Source organism: Pseudomonas sp. ICMP 460 (genome assembly GCF_002723595.1).
Lineage (GTDB): Bacteria > Pseudomonadota > Gammaproteobacteria > Pseudomonadales > Pseudomonadaceae > Aquipseudomonas > Aquipseudomonas kitaguniensis.
This window is the reverse complement of record NZ_LKBR01000014.1, coordinates 1-21,367: the sequence shown is the minus strand read 5'-3', so window position 1 is coordinate 21,367 and position 21,367 is coordinate 1. Positions and strand designations below refer to the sequence as shown.

General features: G+C 60.0%; 17 protein-coding genes. 11 read left to right on the top strand and 6 right to left on the bottom strand.

Translation table 11 applies throughout. The features are described 5' to 3' along the window. The first annotated feature begins 81 nt into the window (after positions 1-81). From clpP to AO240_RS12175, 5 genes are all read left to right on the top strand, one after another. Positions 82-717 carry an ATP-dependent Clp endopeptidase proteolytic subunit ClpP gene (gene clpP, locus AO240_RS12195; RefSeq protein ID WP_003174822.1) on the top strand — a complete coding sequence of 212 codons (636 nt, stop codon included), beginning with the start codon at positions 82-84 and terminating at the stop codon, positions 715-717. Positions 718-829: 112 nt separating this feature from the next. Beyond that, positions 830-2,113: an ATP-dependent Clp protease ATP-binding subunit ClpX gene (clpX, locus tag AO240_RS12190; protein ID WP_010209414.1), complete on the top strand. Its 1,284-nt coding sequence runs from the start codon at positions 830-832 to the stop codon at positions 2,111-2,113. A gap of 188 nt (positions 2,114-2,301) precedes the next feature. Then, complete coding sequence (lon, locus tag AO240_RS12185; protein WP_099236694.1) at positions 2,302-4,698, top strand: endopeptidase La; 2,397 nt, start codon at positions 2,302-2,304, stop codon at positions 4,696-4,698. A 148-nt stretch (positions 4,699-4,846) separates the two neighbouring features. After that, positions 4,847-5,119, top strand: coding sequence for an HU family DNA-binding protein (locus tag AO240_RS12180; protein ID WP_003174819.1), 273 nt, complete (start codon positions 4,847-4,849; stop codon positions 5,117-5,119). Positions 5,120-5,350: 231 nt separating this feature from the next. After that, positions 5,351-7,225 (top strand): SurA N-terminal domain-containing protein, encoded by a 1,875-nt coding sequence (locus AO240_RS12175; RefSeq protein ID WP_099236693.1) that lies wholly within the window; start codon positions 5,351-5,353, stop codon positions 7,223-7,225. Positions 7,226-7,275: 50 nt separating this feature from the next. Here the strand turns inward: AO240_RS12175 and AO240_RS12170 are convergent, their stop codons facing one another. Then, positions 7,276-8,451, bottom strand: a complete 1,176-nt coding sequence (locus tag AO240_RS12170) for an MFS transporter (protein WP_099236692.1) — start codon at positions 8,449-8,451, stop codon at positions 7,276-7,278. Between the two features lie 119 nt (positions 8,452-8,570). Between AO240_RS12170 and AO240_RS12165 the strand changes: the two genes are divergently transcribed. Both AO240_RS12165 and AO240_RS12160 read left to right on the top strand, forming a co-directional pair. Beyond that, complete coding sequence (locus AO240_RS12165) at positions 8,571-9,470, top strand: LysR family transcriptional regulator (protein ID WP_099236691.1); 900 nt, start codon at positions 8,571-8,573, stop codon at positions 9,468-9,470. Positions 9,471-9,559: 89 nt separating this feature from the next. Continuing rightward, positions 9,560-10,426, top strand: a complete 867-nt coding sequence (locus AO240_RS12160; protein ID WP_099236690.1) for a DUF2242 domain-containing protein — start codon at positions 9,560-9,562, stop codon at positions 10,424-10,426. Positions 10,427-10,737: 311 nt separating this feature from the next. Here the strand turns inward: AO240_RS12160 and AO240_RS12155 are convergent, their stop codons facing one another. Together AO240_RS12155 and AO240_RS12150 are read right to left on the bottom strand one after the other, a co-directional pair. Beyond that, a complete protein-coding gene (locus tag AO240_RS12155) occupies positions 10,738-11,772 on the bottom strand; it encodes an AraC family transcriptional regulator (protein WP_099236689.1) in 1,035 nt (344 codons plus the stop codon). A 4-nt stretch (positions 11,773-11,776) separates the two neighbouring features. Beyond that, entirely contained in the window at positions 11,777-12,907 is a 1,131-nt protein-coding gene (locus AO240_RS12150; protein ID WP_099236688.1) for a carbon-nitrogen hydrolase family protein, read from the bottom strand. Between the two features lie 211 nt (positions 12,908-13,118). Here AO240_RS12150 and AO240_RS12145 point away from each other — a divergent pair, with 211 nt between their 5' ends. Together AO240_RS12145 and AO240_RS12140 are read left to right on the top strand one after the other, a co-directional pair. Further along, positions 13,119-15,158, top strand: a complete 2,040-nt coding sequence (locus tag AO240_RS12145; protein WP_099236687.1) for an NADPH-dependent 2,4-dienoyl-CoA reductase — start codon at positions 13,119-13,121, stop codon at positions 15,156-15,158. 60 nt (positions 15,159-15,218) lie between these two features. Next, the gene (locus AO240_RS12140) at positions 15,219-16,109 is read left to right on the top strand and encodes a 1-aminocyclopropane-1-carboxylate deaminase/D-cysteine desulfhydrase (RefSeq protein ID WP_099236686.1); all 891 of its coding nucleotides are present in this window, start codon (positions 15,219-15,221) and stop codon (positions 16,107-16,109) included. Positions 16,110-16,693: 584 nt separating this feature from the next. On the opposite strand, the gene AO240_RS12130 is transcribed toward AO240_RS12140, so the two are convergent. From AO240_RS12130 to AO240_RS12120, 3 genes are all read right to left on the bottom strand, one after another. Next, positions 16,694-17,242, bottom strand: a complete 549-nt coding sequence (locus tag AO240_RS12130) for a cytochrome b (protein ID WP_099236684.1) — start codon at positions 17,240-17,242, stop codon at positions 16,694-16,696. A 113-nt stretch (positions 17,243-17,355) separates the two neighbouring features. Beyond that, positions 17,356-18,183, bottom strand: coding sequence for a phosphonoacetaldehyde hydrolase (gene phnX, locus AO240_RS12125; RefSeq protein WP_099236683.1), 828 nt, complete (start codon positions 18,181-18,183; stop codon positions 17,356-17,358). After that, positions 18,180-19,307 carry a 2-aminoethylphosphonate--pyruvate transaminase gene (locus tag AO240_RS12120; protein WP_099236682.1) on the bottom strand — a complete coding sequence of 376 codons (1,128 nt, stop codon included), beginning with the start codon at positions 19,305-19,307 and terminating at the stop codon, positions 18,180-18,182. Before AO240_RS12120 ends, phnX begins: the two co-directional genes overlap by 4 nt. 111 nt (positions 19,308-19,418) lie before the next feature. Here AO240_RS12120 and AO240_RS12115 point away from each other — a divergent pair, with 111 nt between their 5' ends. Together AO240_RS12115 and AO240_RS12110 are read left to right on the top strand one after the other, a co-directional pair. Next, positions 19,419-20,276 carry a LysR substrate-binding domain-containing protein gene (locus tag AO240_RS12115; RefSeq protein ID WP_058413378.1) on the top strand — a complete coding sequence of 286 codons (858 nt, stop codon included), beginning with the start codon at positions 19,419-19,421 and terminating at the stop codon, positions 20,274-20,276. Positions 20,277-20,376: 100 nt separating this feature from the next. After that, the gene (locus AO240_RS12110; RefSeq protein ID WP_058413377.1) at positions 20,377-21,084 is read left to right on the top strand and encodes a YebC/PmpR family DNA-binding transcriptional regulator; all 708 of its coding nucleotides are present in this window, start codon (positions 20,377-20,379) and stop codon (positions 21,082-21,084) included. Positions 21,085-21,367 lie beyond the last annotated feature (283 nt).

Below are 21,367 nucleotides of genomic sequence, written 5' to 3'. Positions count from 1 at the left end.
CGTTCGAAATACAACCATAAGCCAGCCTCGCGCTGGCTTATGCGTTTTCAAGACATGACTATTTGGGAGTAACTGCAGAGCATGTTCCGTAATTCCTATATTCAGCAGAACTCTGATATCCAGGCCGCTGGCGGCCTGGTCCCGATGGTTGTCGAGCAATCTGCTCGTGGCGAACGCGCCTATGACATCTACTCGCGCCTGCTCAAGGAACGAGTGATCTTTCTGGTCGGCCCTGTAGAGGACTACATGGCCAACCTGATCTGCGCGCAACTGCTGTTCCTTGAAGCGGAAAATCCGGACAAGGACATCCATCTTTACATTAACTCTCCGGGCGGTTCGGTAACGGCGGGCATGTCGATCTACGACACCATGCAGTTCATCAAGCCAAACGTTTCGACCACGTGCATCGGCCAAGCCTGCAGCATGGGCGCATTCCTGCTCACAGCAGGTGCCGAGGGCAAGCGTTACTGCCTGCCTAACTCGCGTGTGATGATTCACCAGCCACTGGGCGGTTTCCAGGGCCAGGCGTCGGACATCGAAATTCACGCCAAGGAAATCCTGTTTATTCGCGAGCGCCTCAACACGTTGATGGCCAAGCACAGCGGGCACACCCTGGAAGAAATCGAGCGCGACACCAACCGCGACAATTTCATGAGCGCTGAAGCGGCCCGTGAATATGGGTTGATCGACGCCGTGATCGAAAAGCGCCCCGCTTAATATAAGCTGCTCAAAATAGGGCTGGTCGGCATGTCCGACCACCGGCGGGCTTGAAAAAGCCCGCATAAGCCTTCATCTTGTGTTGCAAGCCTATCGGATTTGGATCGAACGAATGACTGACACCCGCAACGGCGAGGACAACGGCAAGCTGCTCTATTGCTCCTTCTGTGGCAAAAGCCAGCATGAAGTGCGCAAATTGATTGCCGGCCCCTCGGTGTTTATCTGCGACGAGTGCGTTGACCTGTGCAATGACATCATCCGCGAGGAGGTGCAGGAAGCACAGGCCGAGAGCAGCGCGCATAAATTGCCTTCGCCTAAAGAAATCAGCGGCATCCTTGATCAGTACGTGATTGGTCAAGAGCGTGCAAAGAAGGTTCTGGCCGTAGCGGTGTACAACCACTACAAGCGCTTGAACCAGCGTGACAAGAAAGGCGACGAAGTCGAACTCGGCAAGAGCAACATTTTGCTGATCGGCCCTACAGGCTCGGGTAAAACCCTGCTTGCAGAAACGCTCGCCCGCCTGTTGAACGTTCCTTTCACCATCGCCGACGCCACCACCCTGACCGAAGCCGGTTATGTGGGTGAAGACGTCGAGAACATCATTCAGAAGCTGCTGCAGAAGTGCGACTACGACGTAGAGAAGGCCCAGATGGGTATTGTCTACATCGACGAAATCGACAAGATTTCGCGCAAGTCCGACAACCCGTCGATCACCCGGGACGTTTCCGGTGAAGGCGTGCAGCAAGCCCTGTTGAAGCTGATCGAAGGCACGGTTGCTTCCGTACCGCCACAAGGCGGCCGCAAGCACCCGCAGCAGGAATTCCTTCAGGTTGACACGCGTAACATCCTGTTCATCTGTGGCGGTGCATTTTCGGGGCTGGAAAAGGTTATTCAGCAGCGTTCCACCCGTGGCGGCATCGGTTTCAGTGCAGAAGTGCGCAGCAAGGAAGAAGGCAAGAAGGTCGGCGAGTCCCTGCGTGAAGTCGAGCCTGACGATTTGGTCAAGTTCGGTCTGATCCCGGAATTCGTGGGTCGTCTGCCGGTCCTGGCCACGTTGGACGAGCTGGATGAGGCTGCTTTGATTCAGATCCTCACCGAGCCGAAAAACGCCCTGACCAAGCAATACGCCAAGTTGTTCGAGATGGAAGGTGTAGACCTCGAGTTCCGTACCGACGCACTCAAATCAGTGGCCAAGCGGGCACTGGAGCGCAAAACCGGTGCGCGTGGTTTGCGTTCGATCCTCGAAGGCGTGTTGCTCGACACCATGTACGAAATCCCCTCGCAGTCCGAGGTGAGTAAAGTGGTGATTGACGAAAGCGTTATCGAAGGTAAGTCCAAGCCACTGTATATCTACGAAAACAGTGAGCCGGCTGCCAAGGCTGCGCCAGACGCGTAAGCGTTTTGCAGTTGCAGTAATAGCAAGGGGCCTTTTGAGGCCCCTTGTTTTTTGGGGCTGTTTTTCAGGCTTGGGTTAAAATTCGCGTTTATTCATGCGTTTAACTGCTGGCATTGAGCTTGTTTTTTTTGCATGCAGCCCCCATCTTGGTTTCAAGTTATTTTTTCAACTGTCATAGAGGCGAAATCATGAAGACAACCATCGAATTGCCTCTCCTGCCGTTGCGTGATGTCGTCGTCTATCCGCACATGGTTATCCCGCTGTTCGTGGGGCGCGAGAAGTCTATCGAAGCCCTTGAGGCAGCGATGACGGGCGACAAGCAAATCCTGCTGTTGGCCCAAAAGAATCCGGCTGATGATGATCCAGGCGAAGACGCCCTGTATCGCGTCGGCACCATCGCCACTGTGCTGCAATTGCTCAAGCTGCCTGATGGCACCGTCAAGGTGCTGGTAGAAGGCGAGCAGCGCGGTGCTGTGGAGCGTTTCATGGAGGTGGATGGCCACCTGCGCGCCGAAGTGGCGCTGATCGACGAAGTCGAAGCCCCTGAGCGCGAATCTGAAGTGTTTGTACGCAGCCTGCTCTCGCAGTTTGAGCAGTATGTGCAGCTGGGTAAAAAAGTCCCGGCTGAAGTCCTGTCTTCGCTCAACAGCATTGATGAGCCAAGCCGCCTGGTCGACACCATGGCTGCGCACATGGCGCTGAAGATCGAGCAGAAGCAAGACATCCTCGAAATTATTGACCTGTCGGCGCGTGTTGAACACGTGCTGGCCTTGCTCGATGGCGAGATTGACCTGCTGCAGGTCGAAAAGCGCATTCGTGGTCGCGTCAAGAAACAAATGGAACGCAGCCAGCGCGAGTACTACCTGAATGAGCAGATGAAGGCCATTCAGAAGGAGCTTGGCGACAGCGAAGAAGGCCACAACGAAATCGAAGAGCTGAAAAAGCGCATCGATGCCGCTGGCCTGCCCAAAGATGCATTGGCCAAGGCCACTGCCGAGCTGAACAAGCTCAAGCAAATGTCGCCGATGTCGGCCGAAGCCACCGTGGTTCGCTCCTACATCGACTGGCTGGTGCAGGTGCCGTGGAAGGCGCAGACCAAAGTGCGCCTGGACTTGGCGCGCGCCGAAGACATTCTGGACGCCGATCACTACGGCCTCGAAGAAGTCAAAGAACGCATCCTCGAATACCTCGCCGTGCAAAAGCGCGTGAAGAAAATTCGTGGCCCGGTATTGTGCCTGGTCGGTCCTCCGGGTGTCGGTAAAACGTCCCTGGCTGAGTCCATCGCCAACGCGACTAATCGCAAATTTGTGCGCATGGCCCTCGGCGGTGTGCGTGATGAAGCTGAAATTCGCGGCCATCGCCGTACTTATATCGGTTCGATGCCGGGTAGATTGATTCAAAAGATGACAAAGGTGGGTGTGCGCAACCCGCTGTTCCTGCTCGATGAAATCGACAAAATGGGCAGCGACATGCGTGGCGACCCGGCGTCGGCGTTGCTCGAAGTGCTCGACCCTGAGCAGAACCACAATTTCAACGACCATTACCTGGAAGTCGACTACGACCTGTCCGACGTAATGTTCCTGTGCACCTCCAACTCGATGAACATTCCGCCAGCCTTGCTGGACCGGATGGAGGTGATTCGTCTGCCGGGTTACACCGAAGACGAGAAGATCAACATTGCGGTCAAATACCTCGCGCCCAAGCAGATTTCGGCCAACGGCCTGAAGAAGGGCGAGATCGAATTTGATCTCGAATCGATCCGTGACATCGTGCGTTATTACACCCGCGAGGCCGGTGTACGGGGCCTTGAGCGTCAGATCGCGAAAATTTGCCGCAAGGCGGTCAAAGAGCACGCGCTGGAAAAACGCTTCTCGGTGAAGGTGGTTGCCGACTCCCTGGAACACTTCCTCGGGGTGAAAAAATTCCGTTACGGGCTGGCTGAACAGCAGGATCAGGTAGGCCAGGTGACTGGCTTGGCGTGGACTCAGGTGGGTGGCGAATTGCTGACCATTGAAGCCGCTGTGATTCCGGGCAAAGGTCAGTTGATCAAGACCGGTTCACTCGGTGATGTGATGGTCGAATCGATCACTGCCGCGCAGACCGTGGTGCGCAGCCGTGCCAGAAGCCTGGGCATTCCCCTGGACTTCCACGAGAAGCACGACACCCACATCCATATGCCGGAAGGCGCGACGCCCAAAGACGGCCCTAGCGCTGGTGTAGGCATGTGCACGGCGCTGGTGTCGGCATTGACCGGCATTCCGGTGCGCGCCGATGTGGCGATGACCGGGGAAATTACCCTGCGTGGCCAGGTACTGGCCATTGGTGGCCTGAAAGAGAAACTGCTCGCGGCGCACCGGGGTGGAATCAAGACGGTGATCATTCCTGAAGAGAATGTTCGCGACTTGAAGGAAATTCCTGACAACATCAAGCAGGATCTTCAGATTAAACCGGTTAAATGGATTGACGAGGTCCTGCAAATTGCGCTGCAATACGCGCCGGAGCCCTTGCCGGATGTGGCTCCGGAGATAGTCGCCAAGGACGAAAAACGCGAGTCTGATTCGAAGGAAAGAATTAGCACGCATTAATGCGAATAAGCCTGGGAGCTTCCTTGACAGCTTTTTAGAGCCCTTGTTATAAAGCGGCTCTTAAGTGTCTGTAGGCCATTCAGCACTGGTTTTTGCTTTCACCAAAAAACTTAGAATCATACTCAATAGATATATAAGGGGACTTAGAGTGAACAAGTCGGAACTGATTGATGCTATCGCCGCATCCGCTGATATCCCGAAAGCTGCTGCTGGCCGTGCGCTGGACGCAGTAATCGAATCCGTCACTGGCGCTCTGAAGGCCGGCGACTCCGTAGTGCTGGTTGGCTTCGGTACTTTCTCTGTGACTGACCGCCCAGCGCGTACTGGCCGTAACCCACAGACTGGCAAAGCACTGCAAATCGCTGCTGCCAAAAAACCAGGTTTCAAAGCCGGTAAAGCCCTGAAAGAAGCCGTTAACTAAGCTTCGCTCAAGCCTTACTACCCGGGTCAGACGCAGGTCTGGCCTGGCAGCGGAGCGGCAGCTGACCCACGTATCCATTGGGTCGCCATGGCCTGGGGTGTTGGTTCAAACCCCCGTCCGCTCCGCCAGTTACGAGAAGGCGCATCCTCGGATGCGCCTTTCTTCTATCCGGACTCTACCCACGCTCCACGGTTGCCTAATTTTTGAAGATCAACCGTTTCTGGGGGACGCATGCTGCAGAATATCAGGGACAATTCACAAGGCTGGATTGCCAAGACCATTATCGGGATCATCGTCGCATTGATGGCGTTCACCGGTATCGAGGCCATTTTCCAGGCTTCGACCAATAACAAGCAGGACGTGGCCAAGGTTAACGGTGAAGAGATCACCCAACCCGAGTTGAGCCAGGCCGTCGACATGCAACGTCGCCAGCTGATGCAACAGCTTGGCAAGGATTTCGATGCTTCTTTGCTGGACGAAAAACTGCTGCACGATGCGGCCCTCAAGGGTCTGATCGATCGCAAGCTGTTGCTGCAAGGTGCGGCTGATTCGAAGTTCGGCTTCTCTGAAGCGGCGCTGGATCAAGTCATCCTGCAAACACCGGAATTCCAGGTGGACGGCAAATTCAACGCCGAACGCTTTGATCAGGTGATTCGTCAGTTGGGCTACAGCCGTCTGCAATTTCGTCAGATGCTGACTCAGGAAATGCTCATCGGCCAGGTTCGCGCAGGTATCGCCGGCAGCGGTTTTGTGACCGACGCCGAGGTACTGGCATTTGCCCGTCTGGAAAAACAGACGCGCGATTTTGCCACCGTCAACATCGAGGCCGACCCTGCGGCGGTGAAGCTCACCGACGACGAGGTCAAGGCTTACTACGATCAGCACGCCAAAGAGTTCATGACGCCGGACCAAGTGGTCATCGACTATCTGGAACTGAAGAAGTCTTCGTTCTTCGACCAGGTTACCGTCAAGGACGATGAGCTGCAGGCCGCCTATCAAAAGGAAACCGCCAACCTCGCTGAACAGCGTCGCGCCGCGCACATTCTGATTGAAGTCAACGACAAGGTGACCGAGGCGCAAGCCAAGGCCAAGATCGAAGACATCCAGGCACGCCTGGCCAAAGGTGAGAAGTTCGAAGCGCTGGCTAAAGAGTTTTCGCAGGACCCTGGCTCCGCCAACAATGGCGGTGACCTTGGTTTCGCGGGGCCTGGCGTTTATGACCCGGACTTTGAAACGGCCTTGTACGCGTTGAACAAAGACCAGGTTTCGGCGCCGGTGCGCACGACCTTCGGTTGGCACCTGATCAAGCTGTTGGGCGTTGAAGCACCGCAAGTGCCGTCGTTCGCCAGCCTGAAAGACAAGCTGACGCGTGAGCTCAAGACTCAGCAGGTTGAGCAGCGCTTTGTCGAAGCGACCAAGCAATTGGAAGATGCGGCATTCGAAGCGTCCGACCTGGCCCAGCCGGCGTCCGACCTCAAGCTGACCGTGCACACCTCCGCGCCATTCGGCCGTGAAGGTGGCGAAGGTGTTGCGGCCAACCGTGCCGTGGTCACTGCTGCGTTCAGCCCGGAAGTGCTGGATGAGGGTGCCAACAGCAGCGCCCTTGAGCTGGACCCGGAAACCATCATCGTGCTGCGTGCCAAAGAGCATCTGAAACCTGCGCAACTGCCACTCGAAAGTGTCTCGGCGGCGATTCGTGCACAGATGACCAAAGAGCGCGCGAGCGTGGCGGCCAAGGCGCATGCTGACGAGTTGATCGCCAGCCTGCGTGATGGCAAAACCGCGCTGAACCAGCCAATAGATGGCCAGGCGTGGAAGGTCACTGAAGCGGCTACCCGTAGCCAGGAAGCGATTGAGCCGGCTGTGCTGCAAGCCCTGTTCCGCATGCCCAAGCCTGCGGCCAAGGACAAGCCGACCTTCACCACGGTAACCCTGGCTGACGGTAGCCTGGTGATCGTGCGCTTGAACGGTGTCAACGAAGCGGCTGCGCCTACCGACGAAGAAAAGGCGCAATACCGCCGCTTCCTCGCGTCGCGTATTGGCCAGCAAGACTTCGCTGCCTACCGCAAGCAGTTGGAAGCCAAGGCTGAGATCAAGAAGTTCTGATGCGGCGTTGAATAAAAAGCCCCCGGTCTGAAAGGACCGGGGGCTTTTTTTTAGCGGCGATTCAGGCTGCCAGCCAAGGCGAGCAGCATCAGTAGGGCAACCGCCCACGCAAATGCTCCGACGCCCCAGCCTTGAAGCAACACACCCCCCGCCAACCCGCCCCCGGCTATGCCCAGGTTCCACACCGTCACCAGCATCGACTGCGCAGTATCCGCCGACGCGCCCGCCGCCTTGGCCAGTGCCGTTTGAAGCAGGGCCGCGAGGCCGCCGAATGCCAAACCCCACACGGCGACAGCGCTGTAGATGACGGCTGGCGAATCTGCCCAGAACCCCAGCGCCAAGGCGATCAGGCCAAACAGGGCGCAGCTGATCACCAGCAACGCGTGCAACCACCGATCAATCAACGCCCCCACCAGCCAGATGCTCAGCAGCGCCGCTAGCCCAAACACCAACAGCACGCGGTCGATGTCGGCGGCAAGCCCGGCGGGCGCCAACAAGGGCGCGATGTAGGTGTAGAGAATGTTGTGGGCCAGCACGTAGGTGAGGGTCACCCACAGCACCGGGCGGATGCCTGGCAAGCTCAGCACTTGGCGTAGCCCCAAGCGTGTTTTGCTGTGTTCGCCGGCAAAATCCGGGAGCTGCCAGCGCGCCCATATCAATAGCAACAGCGTCAGGCCGGTCATGCTCGCAAAGCTTAGGCGCCAGCCAACCACGCTGCCGAGGAAGGTGCCTGCCGGTACGCCGAGCGACAATGCCAACGGTGCGCCGAGCATCGCCACGGCAATCGCCCGGCCTTGCAAGTGCGGGGCAACCATGCGGCTGGCATACCCCGCCATCAACGCCCACAGCAGCCCGGCGAATACTCCGGCGAGAAAGCGTGCCACCAGGGTCAGCCCGTAATGGCTGGAAAACGCCGTGACGCTGTTGACCAAGGCAAAGCCGCCGATGGCAATCAGCAACAGCGGGCGCCGCCGCCAGCCTCGCGTCAAGACGGTGAGCGGGATTGCCGCGAGCAATGAACCCAGCGCGTACAGGGTGACGAGTTGGCCTGCCAGTGCCGGTGAAACGCCTAACCCGGCGCTCATCTGCGGCAGCAGCCCGGCCGGCATGGTTTCGGTGAGGATGGTGATAAAGCCGGCTGAGGCTAACGCCAGCAGGCCGCCTAAAGGCAGTACGTCTCGCCGGGTTGCCGAGGGGCAATCGTTTATTGCGGGGCTGTTGTTCATCGCGCTGTGTCCATGCAAAAGGGCCAGATCGCAGAGTAGGGCGCTGTGCGCTGCGGAAAAACAGGCTAAGGTTCCGAACTTATCGGACGTAATTGTCCGCAATCTTTAAAGGTCAGGTCATGGACAGTTTGGGCAGTCTTGAGGTATTCGTGCAGGCCGCAGAGGCGCGCAGTTTCACCGTCGCTGGCCGGGTACTGGGGGTTTCCTCGTCGGCCGTGGGCAAAAGCATTGCGCGCACCGAGGAGCGCTTGGGCGTGCGCTTGTTTCACCGCAACACGCGCAGCGTCACGCTGACCAGCGAAGGCGCGCAGTTTCTTGAGCGCGTGCGGCGGATTCTGGCTGAGGTCGAGGCCGCCGAGCAGGAGCTGACCGAGGCGGGCGCTACGCCGCGTGGCAAGTTGCGCATCAGCCTGCCGCACGTGCGCGGGCTGCTGATGCCGGTGCTCAGCGACTTTATGCGCGCCTACCCGGAGATCGAGCTGGATGTGGATTTTTCGGACCGCATGGTCGATGTGATCGAGGAAGGCTTCGATGCGGTGATTCGCACCGGCAAGCCGGAAGACTCGCGCCTGATGGCGCGTCACTTGGGGCATTTTCGCTTGGTGCTGGTCGGCACCGCGGAATACTTCGCCCTCCACGGCACCCCGCAACAGCCCCAGGACTTGAGCGGCCACGCCTGCCTGCGGCATAAATTCTGTGCCACCGGCAAGCTTGAACCCTGGCCGTTGCGCCACGTACCGGGCGTGGCCGAGCCGGTGTTGCGCACGCCGCTGGTCAGCAGCACCATTGAATCCCTTAACCAGGCGGTGCACGAAGGCTTGGGCATCGCCTGCCTGCCCGACTTCATGGTCGACCAGGCGGTACGTCAAGGGCGCTTGCAACGCGTGTTGGACGACTGCCTTGAACACCGTGGCAGCTTCTGGCTGTTATGGCCGTCAAGTCGGCATGCCTCGGCCAAACTGCGCGTGTTTATTGACCATATGTGTACTGAGCTGTTTCCTGAAGCGGCCGCGCTATAAGCCTGTGACGTTTTACCGACAGGAATGCGCGCGCCAACCGCCCGTTATGTTGCACAATACCGTCCGGACTGTTTTCCTCAGGATTTTCGATGTCGACATCATTTCACTTGCGTAGCCTCGGGTTGGCGCTGGTGCTGGCGGGCGCTGCGGGCTGCTCGTCACCCAAGACCGCTATTTATGAACATGAGGCTTTCGACGACTCCGGCACGTTCTCGCGTGATTACCCGGTCACCGATGTGGCTGCGTGCGAAGCAGCACGGCGTGCGCTGTTGAGCCAGGGTTACATCATTACCAGCAGCGATCCGAAGCTGGTAGTGGGTAACAAGAGCTTCCAGCAAACCGGCGAGACGCATCTGCAAATCAGTTTCAACGTGGTGTGTGCCGATGACGGCAAAGGCAACAATCACTCGACGATTTTTGCCAACGCCTTGCAGGACCGTTACGCGCTGAAGAAGGTCAACAACTCGGCGAGTGTCGGGGTAGGTGTGTTGGGTTCGTTGTCGATGCCGATTGGCTCCACCGATGACTCAATGGTCAAGGTGGCGAGTGAGACAGTCTCGGCGCCGAAGTTCTATGACCGTTACTTTGCGCTGGTGGATGTGTTCCTGCCGCAGGAAGTGAAGAAGGCTGCGCATATCCCGGAAACGCCGAAAGCTGAACTGGGCGTGCCGGAACCCAAGGCGGCTGCGGCTGCCGAGAAGGTCGAAGCGCCCAAGCAAGAACCGGCAGCACCGGCGTCGTCGGAGCCGATTGCACCGCCACCCGAGGCGGCGCCGATTGCGCCACAGGCGCAACCCGCTACTGAGCCGGCGCCTGCATCAGCCCCTGCATCAGCGCCTGACTCATCACTGCAGCCAAGCCCGCAGCCAACCCCTGAGCCCGCGCCGGCTGCGACCAACCCGGCACTGCCGGCGCCGACCGAGGCGATTCCTCCGCTGCCAAACGCTGCGCAGTAATCCATTCCGCTACGGGGTTCGCTTTAACAGCGTTGATCCCGTAGCGGCTGCTTGCCCCGTCCGTAAATCCTGGTGCTAAATCGTTACAACGCTGCTACGTTTAATGTTGGAGTGCAGAAACGTCATGACGCGGACTTTTTTTCGTCATCACGGCACTTTAGGCTGGCTGTGCAGGTCATTAATTGACAGCCGCTTCAACCCAACAAGGAGTACACCATGGACGAATACCAAGAAGAACTGCTGGAGTACCAGGCCTTTGAACTGGACCCACTGGACCCGGCCGACGACGCAACCGAGCTGTAACACCGACTTCAGGCGGAATGCCGCTGACTGCGGCGAAATTCCCCTGGGGTCTGGTTGTTCCACCGCCTGAAGGCCCGTTGAAATGCCTGGGCTGAGGCAAAACCGAGCAAGTAAGCGATCTCGCCGAAGGCCAATTCCGTGTCGCGGATGTAGGTCATGGCCAAATCGCGGCGGGTATCGTTAAGAATCGCGCGGAACTGAGTGCCTTCTTCGGCCAGTTTGCGGCGCAGCGTCCAGGTGGGCAGCTTCAAGCGTGACGCCACTTCTTCCAGGTCGGGTTCCCGGCCGCCATTGAGCATCGGCCCCAGCAAGCGGGTAATGCGCTCGCGCAGGCTGCGGGTGCGGGTCAGTTGTTCCAATTCGCGTTCACACAACTTCAGCAACAGCTGCCAGGTGCTCGGGCAATGCTGCGGGTTACGCATGGCCAGGGTTTGCTGGTTGAGGCGCAGTTGGTTGGCCTCGGCGCCAAAGTGGATCGGGTTGTCACCCAACACGCTGTACTGCGCGCTGTAACCCGGCGCGTCGAACTCGATGTCGATGCGTTGTGCCTGCACGGTTTGCTGAGCCAGGCTGGACAATTGCTGCAGCCAACCGGCGATTATCGAATCCACCACAAAACGGTTGTAAGCGTTGTACGGGCTAATCGAATAAAACCGCAGCCAGGCGCCGTCGGCATCTTCATGAAAACTCGACTGCCCGCGATAGTTCGAGCCGTACAGCGCTTCAAAGCGGGTCAGCGTGCGCGCGGCTTCACGCACGTTAGGCGCTTGTGCGGCGGTCACGCCGGCCAAACCGGCCTGGCTTAAACGGCTGAACTGGCCCATGCGCAGGCCCAGGCCCGGGTCGCCGGTCAGTTGGATAGCGGCATGGCCGAGGCGCATGTAGCGCGGGATCGACAAGCGTGCGCCGGCTTCGGCGAGGCGTGCCGGGTCAAGGCCGTATTGCAGCAGCAGCGGTTGCGGGTCGAGGCCGTGGCTGTGAATCGCGTCGGCCAGTGTGTGCACGAAGGCCACTGACAGGTCGCCAAGGCGCACCGGCTTCAAGGCGCTACAGCCAGATATTCAGCAAGCGCGCGCCATGGGCATCGCGGTCGGCAGAAATTTGCCCGTTGCTGCTGAGAAAACTCTGCCCGGCGGTGCCCAAGTCCCAGAACTGCCCACGCAGGAACACGCTCATGCCGGCGGCGGCTTGGCTGATCGGCTGTTGGCTGATCAGCGTGAGGCGGTGCCAGGCGTCGCCCTCGCTGAGTTCTTCGGGCTTGAGGCTGATTTCCGTCGGCGTCGAGACGCTTTTGAAACCGCGCCATGGGCGGTCCCACGTGTCGCGGCCGGTCACGAAGGCGGGCACGGCGACCAGTTGCGCACCTTGCTCGTTGAGTTTGCGGTAGTTGTCCGGGTACCAGCTGTCGCTGCCGATCAGAATGCCCAGGCGCCCAGCGGGCGTATCGACCACGCTGACGAGGTTTTCGTCACCCGGCTCGATAAACTCGCGCTCATCGTAGATCGGGTAGAACTGACGCTGTGGCTGGCCGACGGCCAGGCCGTCCGCAGCAAACACCACGCTGGCGTTGTACAGCGCGCCGTCGCCGATCTGCAATTGGCCCTGGCTGACGCTCGGGTTGGGCAGGGTGATGGAGCCGGCCACCACGGTTACGCCAAACTCTTTGGCCAGGCCACCGAACAGCACCTGATAGTCGCGGGCCATGCCGCGGGCTTTCATGCGCAGGTACGCGTCGTCCATGCGGTTACCGCCCGTGGCGCTGAGCCAGGCGCGTGCGAATTGCAGCGGGTTGCTGGCCGACAGCCAGTTCATCGCATCCTTGAGGTGCACGGCCTGATACAGCTGGTTTTTTTCGCCGCTGAGCATCAGCCATGTGCCGATGTGTTCCGGCAGCACGACCACCGTCTTTTGATTGATCAGCCCTTGCTCGCGGGCTTTTTGCAGGTACGCCGCGAGCTTCAAGTGCAGGCGTTCGAGGCTCTGGTAGTCGGCGGGGAACAGCTCCGGCTGGATGCCGAGCAAGTTGCCGCGATCGGCAGGCTCGCCTTCGTTGACGGCCAGGGTGATGCGCAGGTCCGACAGGTAATGCGCCACGGGGCGCTCCTGGGTCCAGACCAGATACGCGGCGACGGCGGCAACCAGGGCCATGGAGACGGTGAACGCTAGAAGTTTACGCATGGGGCAACAGACAACAGACCGTGTGTAGGGTTCGCCGACTAGGGTAGGGCGCCTGCACTCGCTTGCCAAGCGTCGCTGTGCATTCTGATCAATAAGTTGTCAGTTTCAGTCATTGAGCCGTAGTCCTTCGACTCTTAGTCTGTGGGCATAAACCGATGGCATGCCATTTGAGCGCGCCACGCCCCGTGATGATCCGTTGTGGAGCTGTACCATGACCGCTGCTGCTTACCCGCACCTGCTGGCCCCGTTGGACTTGGGTTTCACCACCTTGCGCAACCGCACCCTGATGGGTTCGATGCACACCGGCCTTGAAGAAAAACCCGGCGGTTTCGAGCGCATGGCGGCGTATTTTGCCGAGCGCGCACGCGGTGGCGTTGGCCTGATGGTGACGGGTGGTATTGGCCCGAATGACGAGGGCGGGGTGTACGCCGGTGCAGCCAAGCTGACCACCGACGAAGAAGCGCAACAGCACAAGATCGTGACCCAGGCGGTGCATGCAGCGGGCGGCAAAATCTGCATGCAAATCCTCCACGCCGGGCGTTATGCCTACAGCCCCAAGCAGGTCGCACCGAGCGCGATTCAGGCGCCGATCAACCCGTTCAAGCCCAAGGCGCTGGACGAGGAGGGCATTCAGAAGCAGATCGAGGATTTCGTCACCTGCTCGCTGCTGGCCCAGGTCGCCGAGTACGACGGCGTCGAGATCATGGGCTCTGAAGGCTACTTTATTAACCAGTTCCTCGCCGCGCATACCAACCACCGCACCGACCGTTGGGGTGGCAGCTACGAAAATCGCATGCGCCTGGCAGTCGACATCGTGCGCCGTGTGCGTGAAGCGGTCGGCCCGAATTTCATCATTATTTTCCGCCTGTCGATGCTCGACCTGGTGGAAGGCGGCAGCAGTTGGGAAGAAATCGTGCAGTTGGCCAAGGCGATCGAGCAGGCCGGTGCGACCCTTATCAATACCGGCATTGGCTGGCACGAAGCGCGTATCCCGACCATTGCAACCAAAGTGCCGCGCGGCGCGTTCAGTAAAGTCACCGCCAAACTGCGCGGTGCGGTGCAGATTCCGCTGATCACCACCAACCGCATCAACACCCCGGAAATCGCCGAGCAGATCCTCGCCGAAGGCGATGCCGACATGGTCTCGATGGCGCGGCCGTTTCTCGCCGACCCGGACTTCGTCAACAAGGCGGCAGCCGGCCGTGCGGATGAAATCAACACCTGCATCGGCTGCAACCAAGCCTGCCTGGACCATACGTTTGGCGGCAAACTGACCACCTGCCTGGTCAACCCGCGCGCGTGTTACGAAACCGAGCTTAATTACCTGCCAGTCAAACAGATCAAAAAAATCGCCGTGGTTGGCGCCGGTCCAGCGGGCCTGGCGGCAGCCACCGTGGCGGCTGAGCGCGGCCACCAGGTGACGCTGTTCGACTCCGCCAGCGAGATCGGCGGCCAGTTCAATATCGCCAAGCGCGTACCGGGCAAAGAGGAGTTTTTCGAGACCCTGCGTTACTTCAATCGCAAGTTGCAGACCACGCATGTCGAGCTGTGCCTCAACACCCGTGTAGATGTGGCGCAACTGGCGGAGGGCGGTTACGACGAGATCATCCTGGCCACCGGCATCGCGCCGCGTACCCCGGCGATACCGGGTATCGACAGTGCCAAGGTGCTGAGCTACCTGGACGTGATCCTTGAGCGCAAGCCGGTGGGCAAGCGTGTGGCGGTGATCGGCGCGGGCGGCATCGGCTTTGACGTTTCCGAGTTCCTGGTGCATCAGGGCGTGTCCACCAGCCTGGACCGCGAGGCGTTCTGGAAAGAGTGGGGCATCGATACCCAGTTGCAAGCGCGTGGCGGCGTTGCCGGTATCACCCCTCAACCGCATGCGCCGGCGCGTGAGGTGTTCCTGCTGCAGCGCAAGGCCTCCAAGGTCGGCGACGGCCTGGGCAAGACCACCGGCTGGATTCATCGCACCGGCCTTAAGAACAAGCAGGTGCAGATGCTCAACGGCGTTGAATACCTGAAAATCGACGAGGCAGGCCTGCACATCCGCATCGGCGCCGAGGGTGAGCCGCGGGTGCTGGCAGTCGACAACATTGTCATCTGCGCAGGCCAGGACCCGTTGCGCGAACTGCACGACGGCCTGCTCGCCGCCGGCCAGAACGTGCACCTTATAGGCGGCGCCGATGTGGCGGCTGAGCTGGATGCCAAGCGTGCCATCAACCAGGGCTCGCGCCTCGCCGCCGAGCTGTAAAAACACGCCTGGGGCGGTGGTAGACTAGCGCCCCTTTTTGCACACAGCTGCGCTCGCGTTATGGGTCCTTTCGACTGGCTGCCCCTCGCTCCCCTTGAACCGTTGCAGCTGGATTGGCTGAACGGCGTCGAGGTGGCCGTGCTGCGTCTGGACCGCATCGACCCGCTGATCAGCGGCAACAAATGGTTCAAGCTCACCGAGCATCTGGCACAGGCGCAGATCGCCGGTGCCAGCGGCGTCATCAGCCTCGGCGGTGCGCACTCCAACCACCTGCACGCGTTGGCGGCCGCCGGTAAACGCTTTGGGTTCACCACGGTCGGCCTGTTACGCGGGCATCCTCAAGACACGCCGACGGTGCTCGACTTGAAAGCGTTCGGCATGCAGCTGCATTGGCTGGGGTATGGCGGCTATCGTGCGCGGCATGAGGCGGATTTTTGGCTGCCTTGGCGTGAGCAGTATCCCGCACTGCACCCCGTGCCCGAAGGCGGTGGCGGCATCGAAGGGGCATTCGGTTGCGCAGTGCTGCTGGAGCAGGTGCGCACGCAACTCGGCAGCCTTGGCTGGGACGATTATGACGCCTGGTGGTTGGCGGCGGGCACGGGTACCACGCTGGCTGGGTTGGCACTGGCGGAGGCGGGCGCGCATGCAGTGTTTGGCGCCTTGGCGGTGCCGGATGATCATGGCGTAGCGCAAAACGTGCAGGCTATTGTGCCGGGCGGTTATGAACTGGTGGATGCCAGCCGAGGCGGTTTTGCCAAGGTTGATCCGCAGTTGCTCGACTTTATCCACGCTACCGAACAAGCCTGTGGTGTGCCGCTGGAGCCGATTTACACCGGCAAAGCCTTGTTGGCCTTGAAGCAACAGATTGAGGCTGGACGCTTCGGCCCTGGCACGCGGTTGATCTTTGTGCACACCGGGGGCCTGCAAGGCCGCCGAGGCTTCAGCGCCTAGTGTGTGGGAGCGGGCTTGCTCGCGATGCACGCACCTCGGACCATCAGGCATACCGAGTTGAGGCCATCGCGAGCAAGCCCGCTCCTATCAAACTACAAATAACCTATTGTTTTTGCTATTAAAATTTATTTGGGCTTGTGACTTTGGTCTTGGGTGCATATCCGTTACTGAGTTTATGGCTTATATCGGCTCCGCTCTTACAGCGGGTCACTTTTGAAAAGCCGGAAGCCGGCCCAGTCAAAAGTAACCAAAACGCTCTTGCCCCACTACTCGGCACCTCGCTGTGGCTCGGTGTGCCCTCACTCCGTAATATCTGCGTTCGGCCATCGTGGTTTAACGGGGTGCCTTAGATCAAGATCAAAATCACAAGCAGGCGGCCCGAAAGCCGACCCAATCCCCCAAGCAGAACTCGGTCAAACTGTGGGAGGGGGCTTGCTCCCGATGGCGGTGGGTCAGTCAATTCATGTATCAACTGTAAAACTGCTATCGGGAGCAAGCCCCCTCCCACAGAAAGCAAAAAAAGCAGATCTGCTGTGTATGCAAGCCGCCTTTGATCTGCTTCAACCACTCAGGTCGGTTTTAAGTCAGCGCCTGCCGGGCATCATCCGCAACGCGGTGTTATCGCGCAGGATGTAGTGGTGCGCAAGCCCCGCCAATGCATGCAGCCCGATCAGCCAATAACCGGTATTGCCAAACAGCACGTGCCAGCCTTCGATCTCCTTGGCCAGGGCTTTGTTTTCAGCGATTAACGGCGGCAACTCAATGCCGTAGAACATCACCGAATGGCCCTCGGCGCTGACGATCAGCCAACCCGCAATCGGCATGCCGATCATCAACGCATACAGCGCAACGTGCATCAGCGTCGCCAACAGGCTCTGCCAGCGCGGCGGTGCGGGCACGATCTTCGGCGCAACGCCCATGCTGCGGGCGAACAGGCGCAGCCATACCAGCACGAATACGCTGAGGCCGAACATGAAGTGCATTTCGACGATCAACGTTCGCGCGCCACTGCCTTTGGGGAATTGGCCGCGTAACTCTATGCAGGCGTAAACCACCGCCAGCAGCACCACCATCAACCAGTGCAGCGCAATCGACATGGTGCTGTAGCGGGTATCGGAGTTTTTCCACGGCATTGCTGGTTCCTCACTCATCAGGGCAAACCTCCGTTCTTTGGCGACGGAGTGCTTTTACTGTATGCCGGTTTTGAGCGGTTTGCTTGGTGTAAATGCCGCTGTTTTGACCTCTATCAGTGGCTTTGCGGCATTTCACCGCGCGCCAGGCGCTGGTTGATGTCGGTGATAACCGCAGGCAGGTCGGTAAGGGTGTCGATCAGGTAGTGCGGGCGCGAGCCTTCGAACAGCGCGTGGATGCGTTCGCGCTCGCTGGCCAGCGTGCGGCTGTCCAACGCGCGAAATTGTTCGTAGGTCAGGCCCAGCGCGTTGCCTGAGCAGGTCAGCGCGACGGTCCACATGCCGGCGCGGCGGCCTTCGAGAATGCCCGGCACGGTGTCGTCTACCTTCACGCAGGCTGCCACGTCATCAATGCCCAGCGCGATCACGTTGGCCAGTGCTTGCGCAGGCCATGGGCGGCCATTCGGCACCTCGTCAGTGGCAACCACGTGGTCGGCGACGTAGCCGTTGCTGGCGGCCAGCGCGACGACTTTGTCCATCACTTGCTTGGGGTAGCCGGAGCAGGAGCCGACCTTGATGCCTTGCACGCGCAGGTGCGCAATGGTGTCGAGCGCGCCGGGGATCAAGGCGGAGTGCTCGGCGATTTTTTCGATTTGCAGCGGCATGAAGCGTTGGTAGATGGCGGTGACGTCATCATCTGTCGGCGTGCGGCCAACCGCTGCGCGGTAACGCTCGGCCACTTGCGGCTGATTGCAGAGGGTGCGGATATGCTCCCACTTGCCCATGCCCATCGGCCCACGGGCTTCTTCGATGGAGACCTGCACGCCGAACTCGGCAAAGGCTTCGACAAAGATCTGCGTCGGCGCGAAAGAGCCGAAGTCGACCACGGTGCCGGCCCAATCGAGGATCACGGCCTGCAAGGTGTTGGGGGTGTGATAGTTCATGCTTGGGCTCCTGAAGGTGAAAGGTTGACGCCCATCGCGCGCAGCACGTGCGCAATGGCGGTGACGGCGGCGTGCATATCGGTTGCGTCGACATGGCCGATGCAGCCCACGCGGAAGGTTTCTACGGTGGTCAATTTTCCGGGGTAAAGGATGAAACCCTTGGCCTTGACGCCCTCATAAAACGCCTTGAACTGGTAGCGCGGGTCTTGCGGGGCGTGGAAGGTCACGATGATCGGTGCCTGAATCGCCGCCGGCAAAAAGCTGCGCAGGCCCAATTCGGCCATGCCATCGAGCAGCGCCTGGCAGTTGAGCGTGTAGCGTTGATGGCGCGCGGGCAAGCCGCCTTCTTCGTGGTATTGCAGCAGCGCTTCGTGCAGGGCCGCGACCACGTGGGTCGGCGGGGTGAAACGCCATTGGCCGGTTTTGGCCATGTAGCTGTGCTGGTCGAACAGGTCCAGCGCCAGCGAGTGGCAATTGCCTTGGGCGGCCGCCAGCGCGTGTTTTTCGGCAAACACAAAACCTGCGCCCGGCACACCTTCCAGGCACTTGCCCGAGGCGGCAATCAACGCGTCGAACGGCACTTGGCGGGCATCTATGGGCAGCGCGCCGAAGGAGCTCATGGCGTCGATGATCAAACGCTTGCCGTGCTGTTTAACCACGTCGGCGATGTGCGCCAGCGGGTTGAGAATGCCGGTGCTGGTTTCGCAATGAATCAGCGCGACGTGGGTGATCGTCGGGTCGGCGTGCAGCAGGCGGTCGACGTCGGCCGCGCTGGCAGGCTGGTCTTCGGCGGTCTCGAACGGGCTGAAAGGGCGGCCGAGCACTTCGCAAATCTTCGCCAGCCGTTTGCCGTACGCGCCGTTGATCAGCACCAGCACTTTGCCGTCACGCGGGACCAGCGTGCCGATGGCTGCTTCGACCGCAAACGTGCCGCTGCCTTGCAAGGGTACGCAGTGGTGGCTGTCGGCGCCGTTGATGATCGCCAGCAGTTGCGCGCAGACACTCGCGGTGAGCTGGTTAAAACGGTCATCCCATGAACCCCAGTCCACCTTCATCGCCCGGCGCGTGCGCGCAGACGTGGTCAAGGGGCCGGGTGTGAGCAGGATGGGCGCGACGGTGTTCATCTCAGGTCCTCGCATGCGATGGGGGTGAAGCTACGGCGCCTAAATTGCAGTTTGGCTTGTCATCAATCAAATTGTTTGTTGTTATGCGAGCTATCAGTGAGGCCGATAGCTATGAATTTGTTCCAACTGCGTGCATTTGATGCGGTGGCCCGCGAGGGCAGCTTTACGCGGGCGGCGGCGCGGCTGTTCATCAGCCAGCCGGCCGTGACCGGGCATATCAAGGCCCTAGAAGAGCACTACCAGATTGCGCTGTTGCGTCGTACTGCGCGGCGGGTGGAGTTGACCGAGGAAGGCACCCGCCTGGCGGCCATCACCCGGGCGATTTTTGGCTTGGTGGACGAAGCGCAGACCTTGCTGGAAGCCAATCGCCAATTGCTCACCGGGCGCCTTGAAGTCGCCGCAGACGGCCCGCACCTGGTGATGCCGATGATCGCCAGCCTGCGCGCGCGCTACCCCGGCATTACCGTGAACCTGCGGTTGGGTAACGCTCAGGAAACCCTCGCTGCGTTGTTGTCCGAACACGCGGATGTGGCGGTGCTGACCGAGGTGGAGCCGCGCACTGGCTTGCACCTGCAGCCGCTTGAACAATCGCGGCTGTGCGCCTTGGTGCCGGCCGGGCACCCGTGGCTGGCCGACCCGGCGGGCATTCGCCTGGCGCAATTGCACGAGGTGATCATGGTGCTGCGCGAACCCGGCTCCATCACCCGGCGCACCTTCGATAACGCCTGCGCCATGGCGCATGTGCAGCCCAAGGTGTTGCTGGAACTCGACAGCCGCGAGGCGGTGACCGAAGCCGTCGCCGCTGAGCTGGGCGTAGGCGTGGTGTCGTCAATCGAGGTCAGCCGCGACCCGCGGGTGCACGCGATTCCTTTGCACGGCGATGGGCTGGTCAACCGGCACATGCTCGGTTGCCTGCAGCGACGCCGCTCATTGCGCTTGATCCAGGCGTTTTTCGAGTTGGCGTCGTGACGGTTTTTTGCTGGAACGATTTTTTTTTGCCCTATAAACTCTGCCGCCAAAGCGCCGGCCAGTAGACGTCTCGGCGCCATGCATATGAAGAGAGTGAGTCATGGGCGCACAGTGGAAAGTCAAACATAAAGAAGCGGCATCGAATGCCAAGGGCAAAATCTTTGGCAAGTTGGTAAAAGAAATCACCATCGCCGCCCGCAATGGTGCCGACACTGCAACCAACGCCCACTTGCGTCTGGTCGTGGAGCAGGCCAAAAAGGCCTCGATGCCCAAGGAAACTCTGGAGCGCGCGATCAAGAAAGGCGCCGGTCTGTTGGGTGAAACCGTGCAGTACCACCGCGTGACCTACGAAGGGTTCGCCCCGCACCAGGTACCGTTGATCGTCGAGTGCGTGACCGACAACATCAACCGTACCGTGGCGGAGATCCGCGTGGCGTTCCGCAAGGGCCAGTTGGGTGCTTCCGGCTCGGTGGCCTGGGACTTTAACCATGTCGGTCTGATCGAAGCGTCGCCGGACACCCCGGACGCCGACCCTGAGATGGCCGCCATCGAAGCTGGCGCTCAGGATTTTGAAGAGGGTGAAGAGGAGGGCACCAGCCTGTTTATTACCGAGACTACAGACTTGGACGCTGTGCAAAAATCACTGCCGGAGCAGGGGTTTACCGTGTTGTCGGCCAAGCTTGGCTACATTGCGAAGAACCCGGTGAGCGGGTTGACCGATGAGCAGATGGCCGAGGTTGAAGCCTTTTTGGAAGGTTTGGACAACCACGATGACGTGCAGGATATGTTTGTTGGCCTGGCTGGGTAAGCGTACATATCCGGTGTTTGGGTTAGGGCTTGTATGGGTTCCGCCCTTACGGCGGGTCACTTTTGAAAGGACCCAAAAGTAACCAAAAGGTCCTCGCCCCACCACTCGGTGCCTCGCTTAGGCTCGGCATGCCCGCTGTCACTTTTGAAAGGACCCAAAAGTAACCAAAAGGTCCTCGCCCCACCACTCGGTGCCTCGCTTAGGCTCGGCATGCCCGCCCGCAGGCTTGAATCCGTGGGCCGCCGCGATGGGCCATCCTTGGCCCAGCGCGGCTAACCCGGCG